Consider the following 23,766-nt stretch of genomic DNA (forward strand, 5'->3'; position numbering starts at 1 on the left):
GGGCATACTGGAACCAATGCAGGTAGAGGAGCAATGATTTATGGAAGTGAAAAACAGAATCATCAGGAGAAGAGAAAAAAAGAAAAGAGCGGCCAGACTGAAGTTTCTGGGTATACTCGGGATTCTTGTTCTATTTATCCTCAGCATCTGGGTCAGAAGCTTCATCATGCATGAAGATTCCGGGGAAACTTATCCGCCTGTTTCCGATCCCATGGCCAGAATCGATTCCATAGACCAGCTCAATGAAAAAACCAGAGAAGCACTTCTCCTGTTTCTTGAAATCGCTGAAGACGAAGGTCTTCCAGTACTTGTGACGGAAACCTACCGCACCCAGGAAAGACAGGAATACCTCTATTCTCTGGGACGAACCGCTGAGGGCAGCATCGTCACCTGGACAACGGAATCGGAGCATACGAAGCGCAGAGCCTTCGACATTGCGAAGAACGTCAGGGGAGAAGAGTACAGTGACCCGGAGTTCTTCAGAAAAGCAGCGGAAATCGGAGCGCGTATCGGGCTGGAAGCCGGATATTACTGGGACCAGGGCAGGCAGGATAGACCCCATTTCCAGATGAACTGGTATGATCGCATCCTCTATCCGGAAGGGTATGAGAAGCAGGAACCGTAGCGGAAAAAGTTTGTTAAAATATGGCAATGTAAATAGAACCGTTTCTCTTTGTTAGCAGATTGTTAAAATCTTACAGGTATAATATTGTAAAGGTTATCGTCAGAAGAAAGATCTGATCATAACCACCTGTAAGGAGGGAACTAAAATGGATAATCATCTCATCATAACCTGGCATGGACACGCATGCTTTTCAGTGACCTATGATCAGTTCACCATGATCATCGATCCCTATAAGGACAATACCGTTCCAGGGCTCACTCCGCTGAGTCTCTTCGCCGATGAAGTCTATACAACCCATGACCACGGAGATCACAATTACGTAGAGGCTGTAACCATAAGAGACAATGACAGGACGACACCTTTCAGACTTACAAGAATTCCCTGTGCCCATGATACATCCCAGGGCAGAAGAAGAGGGCTTTCCGATATTCTTCTCTTTGAAAGAGAGGGGCTTCGATTTGCACACTTCGGAGATGTGGGAGAAGAACTGGGTGAGGACAAGATTGAAAACCTGAAGAATCTGGATGCAGTAATGATTCCTGTGGGTGGGTGCTACACCATAGGACCGGAAGAGGCAAAGAAGCTCATAGACAGGATCACCCCGAGGGTGGTCATTCCGATGCACTACAGAACAGAGCGATACGGTTTTGACGAGCTGCAGCATCTGGATGAATTCCTGGCTCTCTGTGATGATGTGAAGAGATATGAGGAAAGCAGCATCGAAATCACACCGGAGACGCCAGCTCAGACAGCAGTACTGACCTACGAATAGTAAATGATTATAGGAAAATATGGAAGCATGAAGGGCTCATTTCAAGAGGAAATGGGCCCTTTTTCAGGTTTTGGACATGAACATCGAATATCAGCGGATGTAGGAGAGATCTGACAGTTTTCTCAGGATATGCTTTCCATCCGGATTCACCTGGAAGAAGGATACACCACCGGCCATGCCGAAAAGGTCCACGTCGCTCAGCTGTTCCGCTGAAAGATGCAGAAAGAGGGCGTTGAATATGCTCAGCGTGTCTCCGTGGGAGACGATGAGGATATACTCGTTTTCATCCGCAAGAATGCTTTCGTAGAAGTCCTTCAGCCGGTTCCAGACATCACGTCTGGATTCCGCATCGGAAAACAGTCTGTCGTCCACGGTTTTTTCCTGACACTGCTGGTTTTCCCTCAGCCATGCTACAGATTTGCCGACGGCTTTGCCCAGATTCCGTTCCCTTAAAACCTCCTTGAAGATCGGTTTGATCCCAAGATGCTTTCCTATGATCTCTGCGGTCTCCTTTGCACGAAGAAGGTCAGATGAATAGAGGAGGAACTCTTTTCCCTCTGTCTCTTTCTTCAGTCTTTCACCCATGGTCTCCGCCTGTTCCTTTCCTTTGTCTGACAGGGGCCAGTCGGTCCAGGAACCGACCATGCCGTTTAGATGATGCATAGACTGTGTGTGCTGAACTGTGATGATGCTTTTCATTTGAATCCTCCCAGAAAACAGAAATAGTAAAGACTATGTGGAATGTATAAGTGGTTCTCTTTCACATCTATTATATATTCAACTGTTACAGAAAACTACATGTATATTCAGGGATCTGAAACAGGAGCGTACTTACTGCACAAGAGGAAAGACGACATTTTCGATATATATCTGTAATGGATTTCATGGTAGAATGAAAGCAGTAAGAAGAAATATGATAGAAAACAGGAAGTGATTGGGTGATTACAGAAAAAAACAAGGTTTTCATGCTCACAACCCGTGAAACCAGTTATATTTTCCGCGTTCTTCCATCGGGGCATCTGGAGAATCTTCATTATGGAGATCGCCTCAGGGAGCAGGATTTTCGCGCGATCCATATGAAGCAGAATGCCGGAGCGGGAAGCTCTGTGCTGTATAGGGATGGGGCCATGTCTCTGGACCTTCTTCCCCTGGAATATGCGCCCAACGGAAAAGGCGATTACAGAATCATGCCGCTGGAGATGGAGATGCCCGACGGTTCCTTTGTGACGGACTTCGTCTATGCGGGGCATGAAATCATCGAAGAAGCACTGCCCATGGAAACGCTGCCCACAGCCTACGGAGAGGATGCGATGACCCTCATCGTCACCCTGAGAGATAAGCTTTTCCCGGTGACGCTGAAGCTCATCTACACGGTGTTTTATGATGCGGATGTCATCACCAGAAGGGTCCTTCTGAAGAATGGGACGGATCAGATCCTCAAGGTGAGAAAGATCATGAGCGCATCTCTGGATCTTCTTTCCGAAAGTTATGATGTGATTACGCTGGACGGAGGATGGATCCGAGAAGCCCATGCCCACAGGAGAAACCATGCCTATGGAACCCTGGTGAATGAATCCAGTACAGGGTCCAGCAGCAATCGGCACAACCCCGGGGTGATTCTGGCCAGGCCTGGCACCACAGAAGATCATGGAAGATGCTATGGCGTGAATCTGCTCTACAGCGGCAATCATCATACGGCTGTGGAGGTGTCCAGTCACGGCATTGTCCGGGTGATGACAGGGATCAGTCCGCACAACTTCCTCTGGCCTCTTGCGCCGGGAGCGGTTTTTGAGGCACCGGAAGCGGTGCTGACCACATCCGGAAAAGGAGTGAACGATCTCAGTCATCATTTTCATGATTTCGTGAATCACCATGTGATTCCTGAAAGATGGTCCGGAAAAGAGAGACCGGTGCTTCTGAACAACTGGGAAGCCACGTTCTTTGATTTCAATGAGCGGAAGATTCTATCCATGGCCAGAGAAGCGAAGAAGCTGGGAGTGGAGCTTTTTGTTCTGGATGATGGCTGGTTCGGTGAGCGAAATGACGATACCGCAGGCCTTGGAGATTATGAGGTGAATCGGAAGAAGCTGCCAGGCGGTATCCGTGGACTTGCCGACAAAATCAATGCCATGGGGCTCTATTTCGGTCTCTGGTTCGAGCCGGAAATGGTCAATGAGGACAGCGCACTCTTTCGAAAGCATCCTGAATATGCCATCCGCGTACCGGGAAGGAAACCCTCCAAAGGGAGAAATCAGCTGGTCCTTGACCTGGCCAGAGAAGAGGTGCAGAATTATATCATCAGTCAGGTGGAGACGGTTCTTGCTAGCGCACCCATCGCCTATGTGAAGTGGGACATGAACCGGCATATCAGCGATCTTTATTCAGAAGCGGTTCCCCACCAGGGCATGGCTTTTCACAGCTATATCCTGGGGCTGTACAGGGTGCTCAGGAAGATCACGGAGGATTTTCCCGATGTTCTGTTTGAGTCCTGCTCCAGTGGAGGAAACAGGTTCGATCTGGGCATGCTGTGTTATATGCCCCAGACCTGGGCTTCGGATAATACGGATCCCATAGAGCGGCTGAAGATTCAGGGAGGACTCAGTTATTTCTATCCACCCTCCACCATGGGGGCCCATGTATCCCAGAGTCCCCATCAGCAGACCTTGAGAAGAACGCCCCTGGAAACCCGTTTTCATGCAGCTACCTTTGGTCTGCTGGGATATGAGCTGGACCTTCAGCATCTCAATCTGAAGGAAAAAGAGGAAATCTCCCAGCAGATCAGCTGGTACAAATCCCATCGGAAGCTCATGCAGTTCGGAAGGTTCTACCGATACGATGAGGAGAAGGACAACCGCGTGAACTTCATGGTGGTCAGTGAAGATCAGGAGAAGGCAGTGCTGGGGAACTTCCAGATTCTCCAGAAGCCCAGTCCTTCCTTTGATGTTCTCCGGCTTAAAGGTCTTCTGAAGGAAAGGCTGTATCAGGTGGAGACCGTGAAGGCCTCCATGGACATTGAAGCCTACGGAGAGCTCCTGAAGCACATCACGCCGGTGAAGCTGAAACCAGGAGGGCTGATTCTGAGAAATGCGAGGAAGATCTACAGGCTGCCCCATAATGTGGAGCGCTATGAGGCCTACGGCGATCTGCTTCAGTCCGGGATCCGCATCAGTCAGCAGTTCATGGGGACAGGCTATTCCAAAGAAACCAGAATGCTGGGAGACTTCGGCTCTCAGCTCATGACGGTAATCAGTAAGGAGGAAGTGGAGAATGGAGACAGGTAAGTCCTTTAAAAGAAACAAGTTCGCTTTCGGCATGGGGACCATCGGAAGGGATATGGTCTACTCCATGGTCAGTATGTATCTCATCGTGTTCATCACGGAAGTGGTTGGTGTGACGGACAGTGTCCTCATCACCATCACCACCATCATGATGCTCGCCAGGGTCTTTGATGCCTTCAACGATCCCATTATGGGGGTCATCGTGGACAACACACGGTCCAGATATGGGAAGTACAAGCCCTGGATGACCATAGGGGTTGTGCTCAGCGCCATGGTGGCCGTCTTGCTCTTCATGGACATGGACCTGACAGGGTCCTCCTACATCGCTTATTTCACCGTGTTCTATCTTCTCTGGGGCATTTCATGGACCATGAATGATATCTCCTACTGGTCCATGATGCCGAGCTTAAGCTATGACCAGAAGGAACGGGAGGAGATTGGTGCACTGGCCCGAATCTTCGCGAACATCGGTCTCTTTGTGGTGGTGGCATCGGTGATTCCTGTGACGAATCTTCTTGGAGAGCAGGCGGGAAGCCTCAAGAAGGGGTTTCTCTTTTACACCGTCATTCTGGTCATCATCATGCTGGTCTTTCAGATGGTCACGGTGTTCTTTGTGAAAGAACCGCCGGTCATCGGCGGCAAGGATCAGCCCAAGACGACTCTGAAAGGCATGATCCGGGCGCTGACCCAGAACGATCAGCTTCTGGTGACGGCAGTGGCCATGGCGCTTTTCATGATCGGATACGTGACGACCACAAGCTTCGGGGTCTACTATTTCAAGTATGTGTTTCTCAATGAGAACATGTACAGCATCTTCGCCATCATCCTGGGGGTTTCCCAGATTCTGGCGCTCCTGGCCTTTCCCTGGTTCAGCAAGAGGCATCCCAGGAAAACCCTGTATAAATCCGCAATCATTCTCATCGTCATCGGATATCTCATCTTCTTCTTTTCTCCAGCCAATATGATTTTCATCGGGGCTGCGGGCATTCTGCTGTTTGTGGGGCAGGCCTTCATTCAGCTGCTCATGCTGGTCTTTCTGGCAGATACCATTGAGTATGGCCATCTGAAACTGGGCAGGAGAAACGAAAGCGTCACCTTTGCCATCCAGCCCTTCATCAACAAGATGGGCGCGGCCGTGGCTAACGGCATCGTAGGGTATACCCTGGTCATTTCCGGTATCAATTCCCTGGGTGAAGGAGAACTGCTCTCCGAGCGTGGTCTCCTCATCATGAAGTCCGCCATGATGCTCCTTCCACTGCTGCTGATTGTCGTAAGCTTTGTGATCTACCGGAAGAAGTACATCATCAGTGAAGAAAAGTATGAGGAGATCATCGAATCCCTGATCAGAAGAGAGGAAGGCTAAACGGGTAACAGAAAAAAAGAAGAAGTACCCGGCGGTTCGCCTTGAACTGCCGGGTACTTCTTCTTTTGACGATTATTTGGTTATCTTGTCCAGAGACTGTGTTTTTCTGTAGATCAGGGCTTCATAAGGATAGAGGGGCAGATTCGCCTCAAAAGGTCTCTTTTCATAGGTGCCGATCTCACAGGCCCAGTGGGAAGTCATGACTTCCTCCAGGCTGATCTGGGTGTTTTTTCCGCTGAGATTGATGACCACAAGAAGAGTTTCATCATTGTAGATGCGTTTGTAGGCCATGACGTAAGGATGCGGCCTGTTCACTGCGGTGATGTAACCGTCCACTAGAGCAGGAGAGCTTTTTCTCAGAGCAATGATCTCCTTGTAGAAATCGATGAGAGAATTCTCTTTTTTCAGCTCTGCCTCCACGTTGATGAAGGTGTAGTTGGGGTTGACTTTGATCCAGGGCTCTACGGATGAAAATCCAGCATGTTTTTCACTGCTCCACTGAACCGGTGTCCTTGCATGGTCTCTCGTCATTTTCTGTATGATTTTTTTCGCTGCGAATTTCGGAAGATGCATCATATCCTGAAGCACCTGATAGTCATTGATGGCTTCAAAATCCCGCCAGTCCTCCATGTCAAAAGGACAGTTGGTCATGCCGATCTCCTCTCCCTGATAGAGAAAGGGTGTGCCGCGCAGGGTCATGTTGAGCAGTGCCAGTGCCTTGGCGGACTTTCTTCTGAAAGGCCCATCATCACCGAAACGGGAAACCTGTCTGGGCTGGTCGTGGTTGGACATGAAGTTTCCGATCCATCCGCCACCTTCCTGGACCTTCAGCTGCCAGTTGAAGAGAATCTCTTTCATTTCCTTCACGCTCCAGAGATAGCCTTTACGGAAATCGAACTTGCCCAAGGGGCCGCATCCGATGAGATGCAGATCGAAGCTGAACATCATGTTGAGCTTCTTTTCATCGGGGTCCGTATAGCGGATCAGATCATCGATGCTTGTTACCATGCCTTCACCCACGGTGAAGGCATGGGGATAGTGGGAGAGCACTTTCTCGTGCATCTCCCGGATGTAGTCATGGGACTTTGGAAGGGAGACGATATGTTCGAAGGGGAAGTCCAGCTTCTTTCCTTTTCCAGCTGGCGGGAGTCCTTCTCTCTTGGCGATGGTGTTGATGACATCCATGCGAAAACCCAGGACGCCCTTGTCCAGCCAGAATCGCATGATGTCGTGGATGCCATCCCGAACCTTTTCGTTTTCCCAGTTCAGGTCGCACTGATTCGGCGTGAACATGGTCAGGTAGTATTCATCAGAAGTCTCATCCTTCTGCCAGGCGCTGCCGCCGAAAGCACTGAGCCAGTTGTTGGGTGGAAGAGATGCTCCGTTTTTTCCGGCTCTTCCTTTCCGGAAGATGTAGTAGTCCCGATAGGGGGAGTTCGGATCTTCCAGTGCTTTCTGAAACCAGATGTGCTGGTCGGAGGTGTGGTTTGCCACGAGATCCATGACCAGTTCCATATCTCTTTTCTTTATTTCTGCAAGGAGCTCGTCGAAATCATCCATGGTGCCGTATTCGGGGTTGATGTTGTAGTAATCGTCGATGTCATAGCCGTAGTCCTTGTTTCCGGTGGCGTAGATGGGGGACAGCCAGATGGTATCGGCGCCAAGATCCCGGATATAGTCCAGTTTCGAGATGATTCCACGAAGATCGCCGATGCCGTCATCATTGGAATCCTTGAAGGAGCGGGGCCAGATCTGATACACGATTCGCTGTTTGAAATTATCCATAAAGACCTCCTGAAAACTATTTCTCTGATATAGATTATATCAATAATGGAATGAAAAATGTTAGAATGACGAGGTTTTTCTGCAGACAGAAAGAGAGAGGAAAAGCATGGCTTCCCCTCTCGAATGGTTCCTTTTATTTTCCCTGGTAGAGACCAAGGGTTCTTGTGACATCGCAGGTGAAAAGAATTCCGCTGCCTGGCTTTTCGATTTCACATTCCGTGGAAACCGCATCGATGATCTTCTCTGTTTCACTGGCTTCGGAAAGAATCAGAATGATCTCTTTCTCCGGTTCAATCTCCATGGCGAACAGAGTACTGGTTTCATGGATGCCTGAGCCCCTTGCATTGATCAGGGTTGCACCTCTTGAACCGGCTTTCTTTGCGGCATCGATGACAAATTCACCTTTTCCTTTATCCACTATGACGAATATTGCTTCATGCATTTCATTTTCACCTCTGTTTTCTCTACTTCTGTCTCTGATGTATCCTCTGGAGCCGATGAGTCTTGTGACGCGTATGGCAAAAGCGATGCCTCTGCCTGGCTTATCAAGTCTCAGGTCTTTATGGATGCCCTTCATGGCATGCTGCCCTGTCACTTCATCCGTGACCATGAGAATTAGCTCTTTACGCACATCGTTCAGCCCAAGAAAATCAAGGAGGGCACTCTCGATGGTACCATGACCCAGGAATGCGGTGGTTCCGCGAACACCATGTTTCTTGGCCTGTTTCATGACTCTGGAGCCATCATTATGATTCACGATATATATAAATGCTTCCAAATTGCTGTTACTCATTGCTAACAAGCCCCCTTTTGACGGATTTGATCTTATAGACCAGTCCTAGAATCTGCAGTGCCAGCAGTGGCGCCATGGCCACCATGGCGATGATGCCGAAGCCATCAATGAGCACATTGGCGCCTGCTTCGGCACTTGCGATGCCCTGGGCAAAGGCAAGAATGAACGTTGCGGTCATGGGTCCTGATGCGACGCCGCCGGAATCAAAGGCAATACCCACAAACAGGCCAGGTACGAATATGCTCAGCACTATGGCTATTATATATCCTGGAAGAAGAAAATGCCATAGTTCAAGACCTGGAATGAGGATTCTCACCACAGATAAGGCCACAGCAATGGCCACACCGATGGAGAGCGCCGTGAGGACCACCTTTCTCTTGATGTGTCCAGAGGTGATGTCCTCGATCTGGCTGGTGAGGACATAGACAGCCGGTTCGGCAAGAATGACCACAAGACCAAGAAGAAATGCGATGAATACCGTAAGTCCATTGGATCCGATGGCCTGCAGACCACCTCCGACGATTCTTCCCGCATCCATGAAGCCGGCATTGACACCCGTAAGAAAGAGCACAAGGCCCAGGAATGTATAGAGGGAGCCCATGAGAATCCCACGGAGGACCTTTCTGGAAACTTTGAAGGTGGTCTTCTGTCCAATGAGAAAGATCAGGAGGATGGGAAGAAGCGCTAAGGCGATTTCTTTAGCGATGATGGGCAGATGATAAAGAAACGGTCCCCAGAAAGTGCTGTACGTCGCAGCCTCTGGAAGGCTATCTGTCACAAGTTCTCCAGGATCGGAGAAGATACCGAGGAGGAGAACGCCCAAAATGGCACCCGTGGATACGAGACCCACCAGACCGAAACTGTCTTCTTCCGATTTCAGTGTCTTCTTGTTCTGAGAAGCCACACCCACTGCAAGGGCAAGGATGAATGGCACAGCCATGGCTCCGGTGGTGGCGCCGGAAGCATCAAAGGAAATAGCCAGAAACTCCGGTGACGTGAAGAGGGATAAGATCATGATGATGCCATAAATGATCCATAGTAGTAACTTCAGCGGAATGGCATACACGATTCTGAAGAGACCAAGGGCCAGCATGAAGGCGATGCCGATGGATACCGTCACAAGAATGCTATTCTTGCTGATCATACCTCCAGTGACGCTGTTGACCTGATTGGCCAGGATATGCAGGTCCGGCTCTGCTATGGAGATGAAAAATCCGAGAATCAGCCCGGCAGTCAGTAAGATGTAGAGCGAATTGGATCGGGTCAGGTGTCTCCCGAGGAGATTGGCGATTTTCGACACACTGAGTTCCACGCCAAAGAGGAAGAGGGAAAGACCGAATATGATGAGGATGCTTCCTGCGATGAACCTCAGAAAACCTGTAGTGCCTAATGGGACCAGAGTGAAATGCAGTAGGATGACGATGATGGTGATGGGCAGAACAGCCATCAGAATTTCTTTGACTTTATCCAGCAGTAACTGCAAATAATATGACCTCCTTTATTGGTTTCAAATGTGTGATCAGTAAATTTATATGTTTAGGAATGAAAAGTACGTAAGAGGAATCTGAATCGAATCATATATTCAGTGGATGTGCATGTATGAGGAATGGTATAAGAAAAACTACTCCATTAAAATGATACTATATTAATATTAAAAATATCTAAAGAAATAATTTTTTAAATACTATTAGTAAAGTTATAGTATCATGAAAATGTATACATCAATAAAGAAGAGGATCAGACAGAGCTCATTGTGTTATAAACCAGAGGCATATATAATGAAACCAAGGAAAAGAAGGGAAGTGTTTGATTTGGACTACCAGGAAGCGTTGAAATATATCAAAAGCACACAGAAATTCGGCAGCATATTGGGGTTGGAGCGAATCGGAAAGCTCATGGAGCTACTGGGCAATCCTCAGAAACGTCTGAAGTTCGTTCATGTGGCAGGGACCAACGGAAAGGGCTCAACGGTGGCTTTCATGGGCAGTGTACTGACGCATGCGGGATATCGTGTGGGCATCTATACGTCTCCAGGCCTGGAAGGACTCAATGACCGGATCCGGATCGGTTCGAAGGATATCGAAGACCACAGAGTCGCGGAAATCATGACGCGAATCAGATGGCGGGTGGATGAGATGATCGCAGAGGGACTGGACAGTCCCACGGAGTTTGAGCTCATCACAGCGCTGGCCCTGGAGTATTTTCATCAGGAAGCGTGTGATATCGTTCTTCTGGAAGTAGGTCTGGGCGGACGACTGGATTCCACAAACATCATCGAAGCACCTGTGGTGTCTGTGATCACGCCGGTGGATTACGATCATATGGATATTCTGGGCAGCACCCTGGGGGAAATCGCAGGAGAAAAAGCAGGTATTCTGAAGGCTGGTACGGAACTTGTTCTTTATCCTCAGAAAGCGGAAGCGGAAGAAGTGATTCTGATGAAGGCGGATGAACTAGGCATTCCGGTCCACAAGGTGAACTTCAGTCAGGTCGAAATCATGAGACAGGATGACTATACGCAGCAGTTCCGATACGACAATGAAGAGTACAAGCTGACGATCCTCGGAGAACATCAGGTAAAAAATGCCGTGGTGGCTTTGGAGGCCTTGAATCTTCTCGATGCAAAAACCATGAGGATTCCTCATGATGCGCTGAAGAAGGGGCTCTTGATGGCAAAATGGTCAGGAAGGTTTGAGATTCTTTCCCATGAGCCCATGGTGGTCATCGATGGGGCCCATAACCGTCAGGGCGTGGAAGTCCTGAAAAGAAATCTGGAAAGATACTTCAGCGGCAGAAAAGTGGTCTTCATCATGGGGGTGCTGAGAGACAAAAGCTACCTGGAAATGATCAGGGAGGTTCTGCCTCTGGCCAGATCCTTCGTCACCATCACCGTGGACAATGAGCGTGCACTAAGTGGAGAGGAACTAGCCTCCATCATCCAGGAAGAAGGTGCACTGGCGCACCCTTGCACTACGGTAAAGGATGCGGTTCTAAAAGCCCTTTCGGTGAGGGAGGGAAATGACATTCTCTGCGCCTTCGGATCTCTTTACTATATCAACGAAGTACGTAGATACTTTTTTGAAGAGGCGGAGAAAGACACCAGTTCGTAACGGAAATGTGAGTTTTCCGACAGCCTCCTGTAATGTCCATGTAACCCTAATGGACTGGGTATTTGCTAAACTGAAGATACAGAAGAAACTATTTATGATTAAAGGATGTGCTTTTAGATGAAAAAGCTGAAGATAGCCCTAGCGTTCATGACCGTGATGATGCTCCTGGCAGCATGTGGTTCGGGCGGAGACAAGGATGTTCCAGCGGAATCCCCAGCGGAAACTCCCCAGGAAGAACCGGCGGAAGCCCCGGCAGAAGAAGAAAACCAGGAAGAGCCGGAAGCGGAAGAACCTGCGGAAGAGGTCAAAGAGTATACAGTGGATAGGCTTTATCCCTTCGAATCCGATACCCATAGAATCTATGCAGGAGAAGGCAATGAATATGCGTCCTATGATGTGTATGTGGACTTCGTAAGCCAGGAGAGAATTCAGCTGAGAGAAAATAACGGGGGCACTGAAATCGTCCGAGTACTGGAAAAGAAGGATGGCACCCTGAAGGAAGTCATCTTCGAGCCGGAAACCTATTATAAGGAGAACTTTCTTTCCAAAGATGCCAATACGGACCGGATCCTTCTCATGGAACCCATTATGGAAGGAACCAGCTGGAAAAGCGGAGAGGAGACCAGCACCATCACCGCTGTTTCGAAAGAAGTGGCAACACCCTATGGCACATTTGATGCAGTGGAGGTCACAAGGGTGACCAAAAGCGACAGTGGAGACTATACCAACATCGATTACTATGTGGAGAATATGGGGCTTATCAAAACGCTTAACATCGGTGAGGGCTATGAAGTTTCATCCAGTCTGGAGAAGATCGAAGAGAATGTCTCCATGAACGAAGTGGTGAATTTCTACTATCCCAATGCCATGGATGAAAGAATCTTCCTGTATCGGAAAGAGATAGCTTTCACCACCAACGACATTCCCAGAATGCTTCTCATCGAAGCATACAAGGATCTTCCAAAAGAAGCTGCACCGGTTCTGACACCAGGCACCAAGGTGAATTACCTGTATCTCAATCAGGACGGCATGGTCTATGTGGATCTGTCCAGAGAGTTTCTGACTGAAATGAATGCAGGTGCAGGCTATGAATCTCTTATTCTTCAGTCTCTGGCCAATACCTTCGGAGACTATTATGCAACGGATAAAGTGCTTCTCACCATCGACGGAGAGACCTATGAATCAGGGCATATTCTCTTAAGAGAGTTTGAACCTCTGGAAGTCAATTACGACAGCATTGTAGACATGAATTAGTCTAGCGCACAATGAAAAAGATCATCCTATGGAAAAATCCCCTCAGACTGATACGATCAGTTCTGGGGGGATTTCATGTCTGCCTGATTATCGGACGCTAGAAATTGAAGAATCTTGCATAGTATCCGAAAAGATCCAGAGCCATCAGAAGTCCGATGATCACAAGGAAGATTCCGGAGATCTTTGTGATGAGGCTATAGTGTTTCTTCACGAAACTGAAAGCCTCCTCCAGTTTTGAGAAAAGGATTCCTGTGATGAGGAAGGGAAGTCCCAGTCCCATGGAGAAGATGAACAGGTAGAACATGCCGATACCAACGGTGCTGGCATCTGCTGCCAGAATCAGTGCGGTTCCGAGGAAGGTGCCCAGACAGGGGGACCATCCGAAGGAGAACACGATTCCAAAAATCATGGAGCTCAGGAATCCTCCGCTGTCTCTCTTGAGAGAAAGTCCTTTCTGAAAGTTCAGGAAGGGGATGTTTATGAATTCCGCCATGTTCAGCCCGAAGAGGATGATGATCACTCCACCGATTCTCTGCAGCAGAACGCGGTTCTGATTCAGAAGGCTGCCCAAGGCAGTGGCGGTGGCACCCAGAGTGACGAATACGATGGTGAATCCCAGGATGAATCCCAGAATGTTGATGATCAGATCTTTTCCTTTCTTCTGGCTCTCATTGCTCAGATACATGAGGAAAACCGGAAACATGGGCAGAATGCAAGGGGAAATGAAGGTGAGGACACCTTCGAAAAAAAGTAGTAGAAGTTTTAGTCCGCTCATTTACTCCATCCTTTCCAGCACAGCATCCAGTGTTACCTTATCGGTCATGCCCAGTATGGAATACTGGACAGTGCCTTCCTCATCCAGGAAGAAAGTCTGGGGAATGCTTGTGACACCAAATTCATAGAACGCATTGCCTACGGTATCGTAGAGAACATTGAGATTAAGATTGTTCTCTGCCAGGAAATTGTCTGCCAGGGTCTTGGTTTCTCTTTGGCCATCGGTGAGATTGATGGCCAGAAGGATGGTCTCTTCCTCATCCAGCTCATTGTGAAGGGACTGGAACTCAGGCATTTCTCGGATACAGGGCGGGCACCAGGATGCCCAGAAGTTCACAATCACTTTCTTTCCTCTGTATTCAGAAATGGAGACCTCTTCTCCGTTTCCGTCAAGTACGATGAAATCCGGTGTAAAAGGCGTCTTCACCTTGAGCTCTGAGATGGCGTCGTCTGCCACGGGCTCTTCAGAAGGCGTTTGGTCTTCGGATGTTTCTTCTTGTGGCTCCTGTACCACAGAATCTGAAAGTTCTTCTCCGCCGAACTTTTCGATGAAGTAATAGCCTCCACCGATGACCAGAACAAAGATCAGAATCCATACTATAAAACTATATTTTTTCATGTAAACCTCCGTTGATTTTTATGAAGCCGAAGCTTCATCTCATTTACTTATGATGATGAATCATACTTGTTGACTATTTTAACATAAATCGGAGAGAAATACCCGTGCGGGGTACATTTTTCACAAAATTATATTGGATGCCATTTATTTTTTGCGATTTGTGTGCCAAGAAGTGAAAAATTGAGTATAATGTACTTTATGGATAATTTTGGAGGTACATTATGAATCATGAAAATAAAGACAACAGAAATATATTTCAGAAAAAGCCATGGGTCATTGCACTGGCGGTTTTTGCATCCATCCTCTGGGGAAGTGCATTTCCGGTTCTGAAAATCACCTATGAACAGATGAGCATGGCGGGTGATGACTTCTATTCCAAGATTCTTATCGCAGGAATCCGGTTCACACTGGCGGGACTGCTTCTTCTCGGATATGCCTTTGCCACCATGAAAGAGAAGGCGAAGCTGAGAAGTTTCAGGGATTTCAAGAAGGTCCTGATGCTCGGTCTGGTGCAGACCTCGCTGAACTATTTCTTCTTCTACACAGGCCTTGCCAATACCACTGCATCAAAAGGGTCCATCATCGCATCCCTATCCAACTTTCTCATCATCATTCTAGCCCACTTCATCTATAAGAATGATCGGCTGAACAGCAACAAAATTCTGGGTATTCTCTTCGGGATCATCGGTGTGGCCATCGTCAATATCGATTCGGGCCTCGATGCAAGCTTTTCGCTCACTGGTGAAGGATTCATGTTCTTTTCTGTGGCCACAGGGGTAGCATCAAGCTTCATGGTAAAGAGTTATGCCAGAAGCATTCATCCCATGCTTCTCTCCACCTATCAGCTGATTTTCGGAGGAATTGTGATGCTTCTCATTTCCCTAGGTGGAGAGTACAGCACCCTCACCATGACGCCGCTGGCGGGAGGACTGCTTCTGTATTCCGCACTCCTCTCGGCTGTCGCTTTCACCCTCTGGTATACGCTGCTGAAATACAACAAGCCTGGAGAAATCACCATGTTCCGTTTCCTGATTCCGGTTTCGGGCGCTTTCCTCTCTGCGATTTTTCTGGGGGAGCAGATCACCATCCAGGTGGCCATCTCCCTGGTCTCTATCGTCATCGGAATCATACTGGTGAACCGGGATCCGAATATTGGAAAGAAAAAAAGCAGATAATGATACCTGCATCAGAAAAGAACAGCCACCAGCAGTATGCCGGTGGCTGTTCTTTTCTTCGGTCAGCTATTTCTTGGTCTTCCTGTAGACTTTCGTACAATCAGCTCGTGCTTGTAAAGTACTCGTGTAGAACTGTAGGGGTTCCGGCTGCTGTTGTGCCTGTTTACAATGATTTCCACAGCATTCTGTCCTCTGCTCACGATGTGATGCTCTACTGTGGTCAGAGATATATTCTGGAATTCAGAAGGGAAGAGATTATCAAAACCGCATATGGAGTAATCTTCAGGGATTCGATAGCCGTTCTTCAGCAATGCTTCCATTACTCCATAGGCCACCATATCATTCACCGCAATAAATCCGGTGATTTTTCTGTTTTTCATCGCTTCTGAAGTAAGCTCATAACCCACGGCTGTTTCGATATTAATGTTGTTCATTTCCTCAACGGGGGTGATATCCTTTGATTTCACGATGACGCTGCCATCCGGGCAGTTTTTCCTATAAGTATCGAGAATGCCATCAAGTCGCCGAACTCTGGCCGTATTCAGACTATTCAATGTGGTTGAAATATAGGCGACGCATTTATGACCTAATTCAATCATGTGATTCGCAATAAGTACCCCAGCGGAATAGTTATTGATTTCCACTGTGTCCAGATCCACATCATTGGAGCGGTCGTTGATCACTACAACCGGGATTTTCTTGTTGAGTTCTTCCAGGAGGGGGATGTTTACCGGGGTCATGGTGCTGATGATTCCGAAGAGATTGGAGTGTTTCACCTGATTGATGAAAGATAGTTCTCTCTCTCCGTCTCGGAATGTATTCTGAGTGATGATTCGAATTCCGTTCTTGTGCGCCTCCTGTTCGATGGCCTGAACCAGAGTTGCATAATAGGTGCTGGTCACTGTAGGAGTCAGCACCAGTATGGTTTTTTCAGAAAACAGATTACGTTTTACCATTAAGGTCTCTTTTTTCACATAACCGATCTGATCCGCTGCAGCTTGAACTTTCCTGATGGTATCCTCCTGAAAAGATACATCCTTCTTTTCATTTAGTATCATGGAAACTGCTGTTCTGGAAACACCAGCAATCTTTGCGATGTCATCAAGAGTAGGCTTTTTGCTACCACTCATCTCTTTATCCCCCCGATCATTTGATAATTAAAGTATACAGTACAAGTTTGACATTTCAAGAACTAAATTTTCAGTATCTGAAATTATAATATTAGAATAGCTGAACTTGATGCGATAATCAATTAAATTTGTTAATCAAATTTTTATTGAAATTTACTTAGAATTAACCATAAAGAACTTTGGTGAGAAAGAGGAACATGCTAAAATATGGAGGAATCGGTTGATTGGTTGATTGATGGAAGGAGTTCAAAAGGTCAGCACATAAATTAGGTATACCTCTTAATCCAATGATTTGGGCTGCATAGATTACAGTTTCCGTATAAAATGCAGTGGAAATTCTGCTGTATTGCTCGAAAGTGGACTGGGTTCATGATCCTTTGATATTTTTTTTGAATTATTTGAATGAAAACGGTTGTACTCCATATCAGATATTGATATAATGTGCTCATCTACTAAAATATTTAAAATAATCATTAAATATTTAATTAAATATTTACTTGATCAATCTAAATTAGTCTAATCACTTTCAGAAATACAAGTAAAAAAGGTTGTGGTAAATTCATGAAAATCTTTTATTCTGAACTTTGTCTGGTCCATGATGAGGTTCTTCAAGGAATTGAGAAGCTTATTTCTCACGGGGCGGAACATATAGAGCTTATGCTTGATGGAAAATCCTGGGACGGATTTGAAGAGCGGATGGATATTCTTGCTGAAAAACTGAATTCTTATGGGGCGACCTACGCGGTTCATTCACCGGTATGGAATTTTAATCTGACTGCTGCCAGCGGATATATCAGAAAAGCTGCGATGCAGGCATATAAGGATAGTATTGTCTTTGCAGACAAGATTTCAGCCAGTCATGTTGTACTTCACCCAGGATTTGCAGATATACCCCATGAGGATAAGAGTCATCTCAAAGCGATGGCCTTGGAAGCGATGGAGGAGCTTGCTGCATTCAATGAGGTCTATCAGGTGGATCTGCTGATTGAAAATGTCGGAAACGAAAAGACCTCAATTTTCACCATGGAAGAATACCTGACCTTTCTGGATCAGCTGCCTTCAACATTCAGATATATCATCGATATTGGACATGCAAATATTACTGGCTGGGATCTATCCCTAATGATCAGAAGAATGGGGAAAAGACTCAAAGCATTCCATATCAATGATAACGATGGTGAGATGGATATTCATCAGGCCATGTATGAGGGCACTGTGGATTGGGCAGAGTTCTTCCGTCTCATTCGAGAAGAAGGCGGAAACTATGATCTGATTCTTGAATACAATGTCAACACAGATCTTTCCAAGCTAACAGAAGGAAAGAAGATTCTACTGAAAGAACTCAGTGAAAGAGGTGAGGGATAAAATGGTAATGAATATCGCTCATCGAGGATTTAAAAGCAGGTATCCCGAAAACACCATGATCGCTTTTGAAAAGGCCGTAGAAGCTGGCTGTGATGGAATCGAATTTGATGTGCATCTGTCTAAGGATGGGGAAGTGGTCATCATTCATGATGAAACCCTCGAAGGTACCACCGATGGAAAAGGGAGGGTTATGGACTACAGTCTGAAAGAGCTGAAAATGCTAGATGCGTCAAATCGGTTCAGCGATCAGACTGGTGTTCAGAGAATGCCAACTCTCAGAGAATACTTCGAGTTTGTGAAGAATCTTGACCTATTATCGAACATCGAACTGAAGACAGGGGTATACGAATACCCAGGTATTGAAGAAAAAGTATTTACTCTGATTCAGGAGTTCGGACTCGAGACTAAAGTGCTCATTTCTTCCTTCAATCACGAAAGCCTGCTGAGAATGAAGAAGATTGCACCGGAGATTCCCTGTGGCATGCTCTTTGACACATGGATGATTCACCCTGAAAAGTATGTCAGGGAAGTGGGTATGGAGTATTATCACCCCGTAGCGTACAGCCTTCGGCAGGATATTGTGGAGGCACTGAAAAAAGAGGGCATCAAAGTGAATGTATGGGTCGGGAAAGAACCTGTGGATTATGAAAACATCATGAAGCTGGGTGTTGATGGAATCATTACGGATCATCCGGATGTGATATATGCAATACAGTCTGAATAAGTTATTTATGTGGCTAAAGCCACCAAAATAAAGCAAATCAAAATTTAGGGAGGACCTTGAAATGAAAAATATCAAAAAATTGCTCAGTGGTTTACTGATTGTCGGCATGTCTACCATGGTTGCAGCTGGTTGTGCGGCATCAGAAGAAGAAACACCCGCTCCAGATGGCAATGAAGCTCCAGCGGAAGAACCAGCTGAAACTGATGAGGATTATAAACTGGTACTGAGACTGAGCCATGTATTTTCACCAGATGAGCAGCTTACAAAATCAATGGATCTTGTTGCTGAAAGAATACTGGAAAAAACAGATGGCGCTATTGAGATCCAGACATTCCCTCAGGCACAGCTTGCAGTGTACAAGGATGGTCTGGAGCAGGTTGTAAGAGGCTCAGAGTTTATTTCAGTGGAAGACCCATCCTATCTTGGAGATTACGTTCCTGATTTCAAGGCTCTGGTCGGACCTATGCTGTATTCAGAATTTGATCAGTATACACAGATGATCGAGACGGATCTGGTTCAGGATATGATCGCCAAGGCAGAAGAAGCAGGAATCAAAATTCTGGCACTGGATTACATATTCGGATTCAGAAACATCATTACAAACAAACTGATTGTCAATCCTGAAGATCTTAAGGGCATGAAGCTGAGAACACCAGGAAGTCAGCTGTTTATTGATAGCATCAATGCCATGGGTGCAACCGCAACGCCACTGCCATGGGCTGAAACACTCTCAGCAGTGCAGCAGGGTGTGGTGGACGGTCTGGAAGGATCAGAATTCACAAACATCGGAACAAAGGTTTATGAAGTTGCAACAAATGTTGCCTTAACCAAGCACTTCCTTGGAACAGCGGGGGTATACCTCAGTACGGACGTATGGGCAGATATTCCAGAAGAGTATCAGACCATAATCGAAGAAGAGTTCAGATACGGAGCTGAAGAGATGATTCAGATCATTTCAGAATCCTATGATGCGACTAAGGCAGAACTGGAAGAACTGGGTGTAGAATTCAATGAAGTGAATCTGGAAGCATTTACAGAATTGACAAAGCCAGTCTATGAGAATATGGAAGGGGTCACACCCGGAATCTATGATCTTCTGATGGATGAACTGGATAAGATGGAATAGTTATGTGAAATGGGGTGTAACAGCCCCTTTTCAATCTGGATAAGAAAAAAATGAAGGAGCAGAAGATGAAAGAGAGCAATCTGAAAAAAATTCTCAATAATATTGAAGAAATTATCGCATCAGGATTCATCATTTTGACTACCGTCCTAGTTGTCATTAATGTATTTATGCGTTATTTTCTCAAGACCGGATTGTACTGGTCAGAAGAAGTTGCAACAGCCTCCTTTGTCTGGGCGGTATTCATCGGGGCAGTAGCCGGATATAAGAAGGGAAAACATATCGGGGTGGACATCCTTGTGAATCTGTTACCAGCAAGCATACAGAAAGTGGTCGTAATTATGGTGGATATTGTACTGATTCTTCTCAATGGATATATGACGTATCTTGCGGTGATTTTCATTAGTCTATCCTATATCAAACCGACTCCGGTTCTTGGTATCTCATCAGCCTATATCAGTTCAGCTCTGCTGGTGAGTTTCACCTGGGTAACCATATATTCGGTGATTTTTCTTGTTAGAGATATAAGAAGAACAGATTACAGTAAAGGAGGAGACATTCTATAATGGCATTTTTACCGATACTCATCGTATTTCTGCTTTATTTCACAGGAATACCTATAGCATATGCTCTATTTGGATCTTCCTTGACTTATTTTTCTTTCATCAATGATGCTTCTGCACCAGATCTTATTCTCCAAAGATATATTACAAGTGCTCAGAATTTTTCACTACTTGCCATTCCGTTCTTCATTATGGCTGGTTCCATCATGAATTACAGCGGAATAAGCAGTAAGCTTATGAAATTTGCTGAAGTGCTTACTGGTCACATGACTGGAGGACTGGGACAGGTGAATGTACTGTTGTCTCTCCTCATGGGGGGCGTTTCCGGTTCCGCAAATGCCGATGCGGCGATGCAGTCTAAAATGCTCGTTCCAGAGATGGAAAAACGAGGATACAGCAGGGCTTTTTCAGCAGCCATTACAGCTGCCTCGTCAGCTGTGACACCGGTGATTCCCCCAGGAATCAATCTGATCGTCTATGGCCTCATCGCACAAGTGTCCGTTGGAGCAATGTTTATGGCTGGTTATGTACCAGGAGTTCTGATGGCCATTTCACTGATGATTGTTGTGTACATCATATCCAAGAAAAGAGGATATACACCTACGAGAGAGAAAAGAGCCACTGCTCGTGAAATATTCAAGCAGACACTGGAGTCCATCTGGGCTTTGCTTTTTCCTTTCGGTATTATCGCGGGACTTAGAATTGGACTGTTCACGCCTTCAGAGGCTGGTGCCGTTGCGGTACTATATACCATCCTAGTTGGTTTCTTCATATACAAGGAACTGAAGATTGAGCATTTCAAGGATATTCTGAAAGACACTGTTTATGGAACATCCAGCGTAGTTCTGATCATCATAGCCGCTAATGTGTTCGGATATTATATGAGCTGGGAAAGAATTCCACAGATGCTTACTGAAATGATGCTGGGAATCACTGAAAATCCCATGCTTATGCTCTTAATGATCAATATTTTCTATCTGATCCTGGGCATGTTCATAGAAGGTGGGGCAGCACTGATCATACTTTCTCCTCTTCTTGTGCCTGTAGTGACACAGATGGGGGTGGACCCTATCCACTTCGGTATGATCACCATCGTGAATATTATGATAGGCGGCATAACACCACCCTTTGGTTCTATGATGTTTACAGTCTGCACCATAACAAATACGAAGGTCGGAGCCTTTATGAAGGAAATCTGGCCATTCATCCTGGCCCTGCTTGTAGTGCTGCTGATCATAACTTATTTCCCTGGAATAGTCATGTTCGTGCCGAACCTGGTGTTCTAGACTGATTATGGTATCCCTCTCAATAATATGTAGACAGAGCAGCTGTATGCTACAGGCTGCTCTGTTCTGATATTTTGGATAAAGCAAAAGCCAGCAGGATAAATGCTGGCTGAATCAGTGAATTAAATGGTAAAGTCAAGTATGTTTCCCTCTACTGAATGATATTCCAGAGGAAAAGGCCCATTGCATAGAAAATGGGAATCAGGATGGAAGGCAGCATGTTCGATATCTTCAGCTTCAGATTGAAGACCATATTGATGCCAAGGCCCATGATCATGAGACTCCCCACTCCGGAAATCATGGGAATGGTTTCCGGCACTGCGGTGACCAGTGGTTTGATGAAATTTGCCAGGACCGATATGGAGCCCTGATAAAGGAGCACCGAAAAACTCGACAGCATGACGCCTAGTCCCATGGTGGATGCGAAGATCACGGAAGTGATCCCATCCAGAATGGATTTGGCATACAAGGTGGCATGATTGTTTGACAAGGTGCTCTCAATGGTTCCGATGATGGCCATGGACCCGATGCAGAAGAGAAGGGTGGCTGTGAGGAACCCGTCCTTGATCTTCCCTTTGTAGTACTTGTTCACCAGCATTTCAATCCTATTGCTCATGGTTTCAAGCTTCTTTTCTATGTTGATGACTTCACCCAGGAGTGTGCCCAATGCCATGGATAAGATGATGACCATGGGGTTTTCCACTTTGATGAGACCAATGATTCCGAGATATATGACGCAGAGTCCCAGCACCTTGAAAAGGCTGTAGGCGATATCCTGGTTGATTCTCTTATGGAACAGGATGCCGATGAGGCTTCCTAAAATGATGGCGAAAAAATTGACGATGGTTCCAAACATGACAGCACCTCTTTTAGTTTAGTAGAATCAGGTAGTACAGGACATAGAGCCAGCTGAACAGTCCATGGATGATGGCCCATAGAACGGACTGGTTGAGACTCCAGCTGATGATCATGGCCAGAGCACTGCCCATGGTGATTCCGCTTTTGATCACGTCACCTCTTTTCATTTTAATCCCTCCCTGTTTTAAAAATTATCTTTTCTCATTATAACGTAATTCGGAATAATAGTTCACTGATTTCATCATTCTTTCAGAAAAAAGTATGAATTACAGCATAATCTGTCAAATCTTCAGAAAACAGCGGGTTCAACCTTGTAAAGCACTTTATGTTAATATATTATCAAGTTAAGGGGTTGGTCGAATGGTAATGCTGAAAGAGAAACTGGAAAATCAGGATGATGTGAAGGAACTCCAGATGATTGTAAATCTCATGTGCTATATCGCACTGGATTTGAAGGAGATTTCCTGTCTGGAAAGCATCGCAGTCTTTGACACGAAACTGAACACCATCTTCTGTGAGAACAAACAGGAACTGAAGAACGACAAAGACGGAAGAATGATGGTGAAAGAGTATCTCAAGGATCATAAGGAAGTGGTTCACTGCCTGAGAGATGCATTAAAGACTGGTGAACATAAGAAGGTAAGGGAAAGAGAAGGAAAGTCCGCTCTGGCCATACCCATCATGGGCGTGAAGAAACCCATCGGGGTAGTGGGCATCATCTATGAAACAGACGGATGTCAGAAGGAGGTCTGTACATCTGATCTTCTGTTTAAGGACATCATCAATATCTTCATCATCAAATACAGAGAAATCAGCCAGAAGGAAGCCATGGCATCCATGTCCTGCAGTCTGAAGACCCTGGAGGACTATGAGAAGTATGCCATCCTTGAGACGGGGAGAAAATGCAACTGGAATATCTCCATGATGGCCAAGGAACTGGAAATCGGAAGAAATACACTCTACTGTAAAATGAAGAAAATGGGCATCAGTTGAAATCGTAAAGGGGAGAGGAGTTATGAAAAATCTATTGGAACAGATTAAAAGTGTGCAATTCTGGTACAACATTGACTTTATTAGTTTGTTAATTAACAAATATTGAATGGTGTGATAAAATAGATGTAAGCTAAGTCATTTAGCTCCCATATGAGGGTAGAAATACCCCTACCCTT

At 46.2% G+C, this 23,766-nt stretch carries 22 protein-coding genes; 13 read left to right on the forward strand and 9 right to left on the reverse strand.

All coding sequences use genetic code 11. From position 1 onward, the window contains the following. Nucleotides 1-40 precede the first annotated feature (40 nt). Nucleotides 41-625 (forward strand): M15 family metallopeptidase, encoded by a 585-nt coding sequence (locus tag J3A84_RS13830; RefSeq protein ID WP_207600637.1) that lies wholly within the window; start codon nucleotides 41-43, stop codon nucleotides 623-625. A 145-nt stretch (nucleotides 626-770) separates the two neighbouring features. Continuing rightward, nucleotides 771-1,397 carry an MBL fold metallo-hydrolase gene (locus J3A84_RS13835; protein ID WP_207600638.1) on the forward strand — a complete coding sequence of 209 codons (627 nt, stop codon included), beginning with the start codon at nucleotides 771-773 and terminating at the stop codon, nucleotides 1,395-1,397. Nucleotides 1,398-1,487: 90 nt separating this feature from the next. Here the strand turns inward: J3A84_RS13835 and J3A84_RS13840 are convergent, their stop codons facing one another. After that, nucleotides 1,488-2,096 carry a histidine phosphatase family protein gene (locus J3A84_RS13840; protein ID WP_207600639.1) on the reverse strand — a complete coding sequence of 203 codons (609 nt, stop codon included), beginning with the start codon at nucleotides 2,094-2,096 and terminating at the stop codon, nucleotides 1,488-1,490. Nucleotides 2,097-2,335: 239 nt separating this feature from the next. Here J3A84_RS13840 and J3A84_RS13845 point away from each other — a divergent pair, with 239 nt between their 5' ends. Together J3A84_RS13845 and J3A84_RS13850 are read left to right on the forward strand one after the other, a co-directional pair. Continuing rightward, nucleotides 2,336-4,678: an alpha-galactosidase gene (locus tag J3A84_RS13845; RefSeq protein ID WP_207600640.1), complete on the forward strand. Its 2,343-nt coding sequence runs from the start codon at nucleotides 2,336-2,338 to the stop codon at nucleotides 4,676-4,678. Next, nucleotides 4,665-6,038: a glycoside-pentoside-hexuronide (GPH):cation symporter gene (locus tag J3A84_RS13850; RefSeq protein ID WP_207600641.1), complete on the forward strand. Its 1,374-nt coding sequence runs from the start codon at nucleotides 4,665-4,667 to the stop codon at nucleotides 6,036-6,038. The genes J3A84_RS13845 and J3A84_RS13850 overlap by 14 nt, the downstream gene beginning before the upstream one ends. A 72-nt stretch (nucleotides 6,039-6,110) precedes the next feature. Here J3A84_RS13850 and J3A84_RS13855 read toward each other — a convergent pair whose 3' ends face one another. The 3 genes from J3A84_RS13855 to J3A84_RS13865 all read right to left on the reverse strand — a co-directional run bounded on the left by J3A84_RS13855 (nucleotide 6,111) and on the right by J3A84_RS13865 (nucleotide 10,099). Continuing rightward, nucleotides 6,111-7,823: a glycoside hydrolase family 13 protein gene (locus J3A84_RS13855; protein ID WP_207600642.1), complete on the reverse strand. Its 1,713-nt coding sequence runs from the start codon at nucleotides 7,821-7,823 to the stop codon at nucleotides 6,111-6,113. Between the two features lie 133 nt (nucleotides 7,824-7,956). Then, the gene (locus tag J3A84_RS13860) at nucleotides 7,957-8,616 is read right to left on the reverse strand and encodes a P-II family nitrogen regulator (protein WP_207600643.1); all 660 of its coding nucleotides are present in this window, start codon (nucleotides 8,614-8,616) and stop codon (nucleotides 7,957-7,959) included. Beyond that, nucleotides 8,609-10,099, reverse strand: coding sequence for a DUF1538 domain-containing protein (locus J3A84_RS13865; RefSeq protein WP_207600644.1), 1,491 nt, complete (start codon nucleotides 10,097-10,099; stop codon nucleotides 8,609-8,611). Before J3A84_RS13865 ends, J3A84_RS13860 begins: the two co-directional genes overlap by 8 nt. Nucleotides 10,100-10,394: 295 nt before the next feature. Between J3A84_RS13865 and J3A84_RS13870 the strand changes: the two genes are divergently transcribed. Together J3A84_RS13870 and J3A84_RS13875 are read left to right on the forward strand one after the other, a co-directional pair. Then, the gene (locus tag J3A84_RS13870) at nucleotides 10,395-11,726 is read left to right on the forward strand and encodes a bifunctional folylpolyglutamate synthase/dihydrofolate synthase (protein WP_207600645.1); all 1,332 of its coding nucleotides are present in this window, start codon (nucleotides 10,395-10,397) and stop codon (nucleotides 11,724-11,726) included. A 117-nt stretch (nucleotides 11,727-11,843) separates the two neighbouring features. Next, nucleotides 11,844-12,980, forward strand: coding sequence for a GerMN domain-containing protein (locus tag J3A84_RS13875; RefSeq protein ID WP_207600646.1), 1,137 nt, complete (start codon nucleotides 11,844-11,846; stop codon nucleotides 12,978-12,980). 97 nt (nucleotides 12,981-13,077) lie between these two features. Here J3A84_RS13875 and J3A84_RS13880 read toward each other — a convergent pair whose 3' ends face one another. Both J3A84_RS13880 and J3A84_RS13885 read right to left on the reverse strand, forming a co-directional pair. Then, on the reverse strand, nucleotides 13,078-13,755 hold the full coding sequence (locus J3A84_RS13880) for a cytochrome c biogenesis CcdA family protein (protein WP_207600647.1): 678 nt from the start codon (nucleotides 13,753-13,755) through the stop codon (nucleotides 13,078-13,080). Next, nucleotides 13,756-14,373: a peroxiredoxin family protein gene (locus tag J3A84_RS13885; RefSeq protein WP_207600648.1), complete on the reverse strand. Its 618-nt coding sequence runs from the start codon at nucleotides 14,371-14,373 to the stop codon at nucleotides 13,756-13,758. Nucleotides 14,374-14,594: 221 nt separating this feature from the next. Here J3A84_RS13885 and J3A84_RS13890 point away from each other — a divergent pair, with 221 nt between their 5' ends. Further along, nucleotides 14,595-15,548 (forward strand): DMT family transporter, encoded by a 954-nt coding sequence (locus tag J3A84_RS13890; RefSeq protein WP_207600649.1) that lies wholly within the window; start codon nucleotides 14,595-14,597, stop codon nucleotides 15,546-15,548. 62 nt (nucleotides 15,549-15,610) lie between these two features. On the opposite strand, the gene J3A84_RS13895 is transcribed toward J3A84_RS13890, so the two are convergent. Further along, nucleotides 15,611-16,678 carry a LacI family DNA-binding transcriptional regulator gene (locus J3A84_RS13895; RefSeq protein WP_207600650.1) on the reverse strand — a complete coding sequence of 356 codons (1,068 nt, stop codon included), beginning with the start codon at nucleotides 16,676-16,678 and terminating at the stop codon, nucleotides 15,611-15,613. A 561-nt stretch (nucleotides 16,679-17,239) separates the two neighbouring features. Between J3A84_RS13895 and J3A84_RS13900 the strand changes: the two genes are divergently transcribed. The 5 genes from J3A84_RS13900 to J3A84_RS13920 all read left to right on the forward strand — a co-directional run bounded on the left by J3A84_RS13900 (nucleotide 17,240) and on the right by J3A84_RS13920 (nucleotide 21,739). After that, nucleotides 17,240-18,043, forward strand: coding sequence for a sugar phosphate isomerase/epimerase family protein (locus J3A84_RS13900; RefSeq protein ID WP_207600651.1), 804 nt, complete (start codon nucleotides 17,240-17,242; stop codon nucleotides 18,041-18,043). Between the two features lies 1 nt (nucleotide 18,044). Next, nucleotides 18,045-18,767, forward strand: a complete 723-nt coding sequence (locus J3A84_RS13905; protein WP_207600652.1) for a glycerophosphodiester phosphodiesterase — start codon at nucleotides 18,045-18,047, stop codon at nucleotides 18,765-18,767. Nucleotides 18,768-18,828: 61 nt separating this feature from the next. Beyond that, nucleotides 18,829-19,893, forward strand: a complete 1,065-nt coding sequence (locus J3A84_RS13910; RefSeq protein WP_207600653.1) for a C4-dicarboxylate TRAP transporter substrate-binding protein — start codon at nucleotides 18,829-18,831, stop codon at nucleotides 19,891-19,893. A 65-nt stretch (nucleotides 19,894-19,958) separates the two neighbouring features. Beyond that, nucleotides 19,959-20,456, forward strand: a complete 498-nt coding sequence (locus tag J3A84_RS13915) for a TRAP transporter small permease (protein WP_207600654.1) — start codon at nucleotides 19,959-19,961, stop codon at nucleotides 20,454-20,456. Beyond that, nucleotides 20,456-21,739 carry a TRAP transporter large permease gene (locus J3A84_RS13920; RefSeq protein WP_207600655.1) on the forward strand — a complete coding sequence of 428 codons (1,284 nt, stop codon included), beginning with the start codon at nucleotides 20,456-20,458 and terminating at the stop codon, nucleotides 21,737-21,739. The genes J3A84_RS13915 and J3A84_RS13920 overlap by 1 nt, the downstream gene beginning before the upstream one ends. Before the next feature lie 151 nt (nucleotides 21,740-21,890). On the opposite strand, the gene J3A84_RS13925 is transcribed toward J3A84_RS13920, so the two are convergent. Beyond that, nucleotides 21,891-22,595 (reverse strand): DUF554 domain-containing protein, encoded by a 705-nt coding sequence (locus J3A84_RS13925; RefSeq protein WP_207600656.1) that lies wholly within the window; start codon nucleotides 22,593-22,595, stop codon nucleotides 21,891-21,893. Between the two features lie 13 nt (nucleotides 22,596-22,608). Then, on the reverse strand, nucleotides 22,609-22,764 hold the full coding sequence (locus J3A84_RS13930; protein ID WP_207600657.1) for a hypothetical protein: 156 nt from the start codon (nucleotides 22,762-22,764) through the stop codon (nucleotides 22,609-22,611). 193 nt (nucleotides 22,765-22,957) lie between these two features. On the opposite strand from J3A84_RS13930, the gene J3A84_RS13935 reads away from it, so the two are divergent. Next, nucleotides 22,958-23,590 (forward strand): helix-turn-helix domain-containing protein, encoded by a 633-nt coding sequence (locus J3A84_RS13935; RefSeq protein WP_207600658.1) that lies wholly within the window; start codon nucleotides 22,958-22,960, stop codon nucleotides 23,588-23,590. Nucleotides 23,591-23,766: the final 176 nt, after the last annotated feature.

The organism is Proteiniclasticum aestuarii (assembly GCF_017368455.1).
In the GTDB taxonomy this organism is placed as follows: domain Bacteria; phylum Bacillota; class Clostridia; order Clostridiales; family Clostridiaceae; genus Proteiniclasticum; species Proteiniclasticum aestuarii.

Excerpts from the sequence above, each read along its gene's own strand:
- J3A84_RS13830 (WP_207600637.1), top strand. The coding sequence starts at position 41 with ATGGAAGTGAAAAACAGAATCATCAGGAGAAGAGAAAAAAAGAAAAGA.
- J3A84_RS13835 (WP_207600638.1), top strand. The coding sequence starts at position 771 with ATGGATAATCATCTCATCATAACCTGGCATGGACACGCATGCTTTTCA.
- J3A84_RS13840 (WP_207600639.1), bottom strand. The coding sequence starts at position 2,096 with ATGAAAAGCATCATCACAGTTCAGCACACACAGTCTATGCATCATCTA.
- J3A84_RS13850 (WP_207600641.1), top strand. The coding sequence starts at position 4,665 with ATGGAGACAGGTAAGTCCTTTAAAAGAAACAAGTTCGCTTTCGGCATG.
- J3A84_RS13855 (WP_207600642.1), bottom strand. The coding sequence starts at position 7,823 with ATGGATAATTTCAAACAGCGAATCGTGTATCAGATCTGGCCCCGCTCC.
- J3A84_RS13860 (WP_207600643.1), bottom strand. The coding sequence starts at position 8,616 with ATGAGTAACAGCAATTTGGAAGCATTTATATATATCGTGAATCATAAT.
- J3A84_RS13870 (WP_207600645.1), top strand. The coding sequence starts at position 10,395 with ATGAAACCAAGGAAAAGAAGGGAAGTGTTTGATTTGGACTACCAGGAA.
- J3A84_RS13875 (WP_207600646.1), top strand. The coding sequence starts at position 11,844 with ATGAAAAAGCTGAAGATAGCCCTAGCGTTCATGACCGTGATGATGCTC.
- J3A84_RS13880 (WP_207600647.1), bottom strand. The coding sequence starts at position 13,755 with ATGAGCGGACTAAAACTTCTACTACTTTTTTTCGAAGGTGTCCTCACC.
- J3A84_RS13885 (WP_207600648.1), bottom strand. The coding sequence starts at position 14,373 with ATGAAAAAATATAGTTTTATAGTATGGATTCTGATCTTTGTTCTGGTC.
- J3A84_RS13890 (WP_207600649.1), top strand. The coding sequence starts at position 14,595 with ATGAATCATGAAAATAAAGACAACAGAAATATATTTCAGAAAAAGCCA.
- J3A84_RS13895 (WP_207600650.1), bottom strand. The coding sequence starts at position 16,678 with ATGAGTGGTAGCAAAAAGCCTACTCTTGATGACATCGCAAAGATTGCT.
- J3A84_RS13900 (WP_207600651.1), top strand. The coding sequence starts at position 17,240 with ATGAAAATCTTTTATTCTGAACTTTGTCTGGTCCATGATGAGGTTCTT.
- J3A84_RS13905 (WP_207600652.1), top strand. The coding sequence starts at position 18,045 with ATGGTAATGAATATCGCTCATCGAGGATTTAAAAGCAGGTATCCCGAA.
- J3A84_RS13910 (WP_207600653.1), top strand. The coding sequence starts at position 18,829 with ATGAAAAATATCAAAAAATTGCTCAGTGGTTTACTGATTGTCGGCATG.
- J3A84_RS13915 (WP_207600654.1), top strand. The coding sequence starts at position 19,959 with ATGAAAGAGAGCAATCTGAAAAAAATTCTCAATAATATTGAAGAAATT.
- J3A84_RS13920 (WP_207600655.1), top strand. The coding sequence starts at position 20,456 with ATGGCATTTTTACCGATACTCATCGTATTTCTGCTTTATTTCACAGGA.
- J3A84_RS13925 (WP_207600656.1), bottom strand. The coding sequence starts at position 22,595 with ATGTTTGGAACCATCGTCAATTTTTTCGCCATCATTTTAGGAAGCCTC.
- J3A84_RS13930 (WP_207600657.1), bottom strand. The coding sequence starts at position 22,764 with ATGAAAAGAGGTGACGTGATCAAAAGCGGAATCACCATGGGCAGTGCT.
- J3A84_RS13935 (WP_207600658.1), top strand. The coding sequence starts at position 22,958 with ATGGTAATGCTGAAAGAGAAACTGGAAAATCAGGATGATGTGAAGGAA.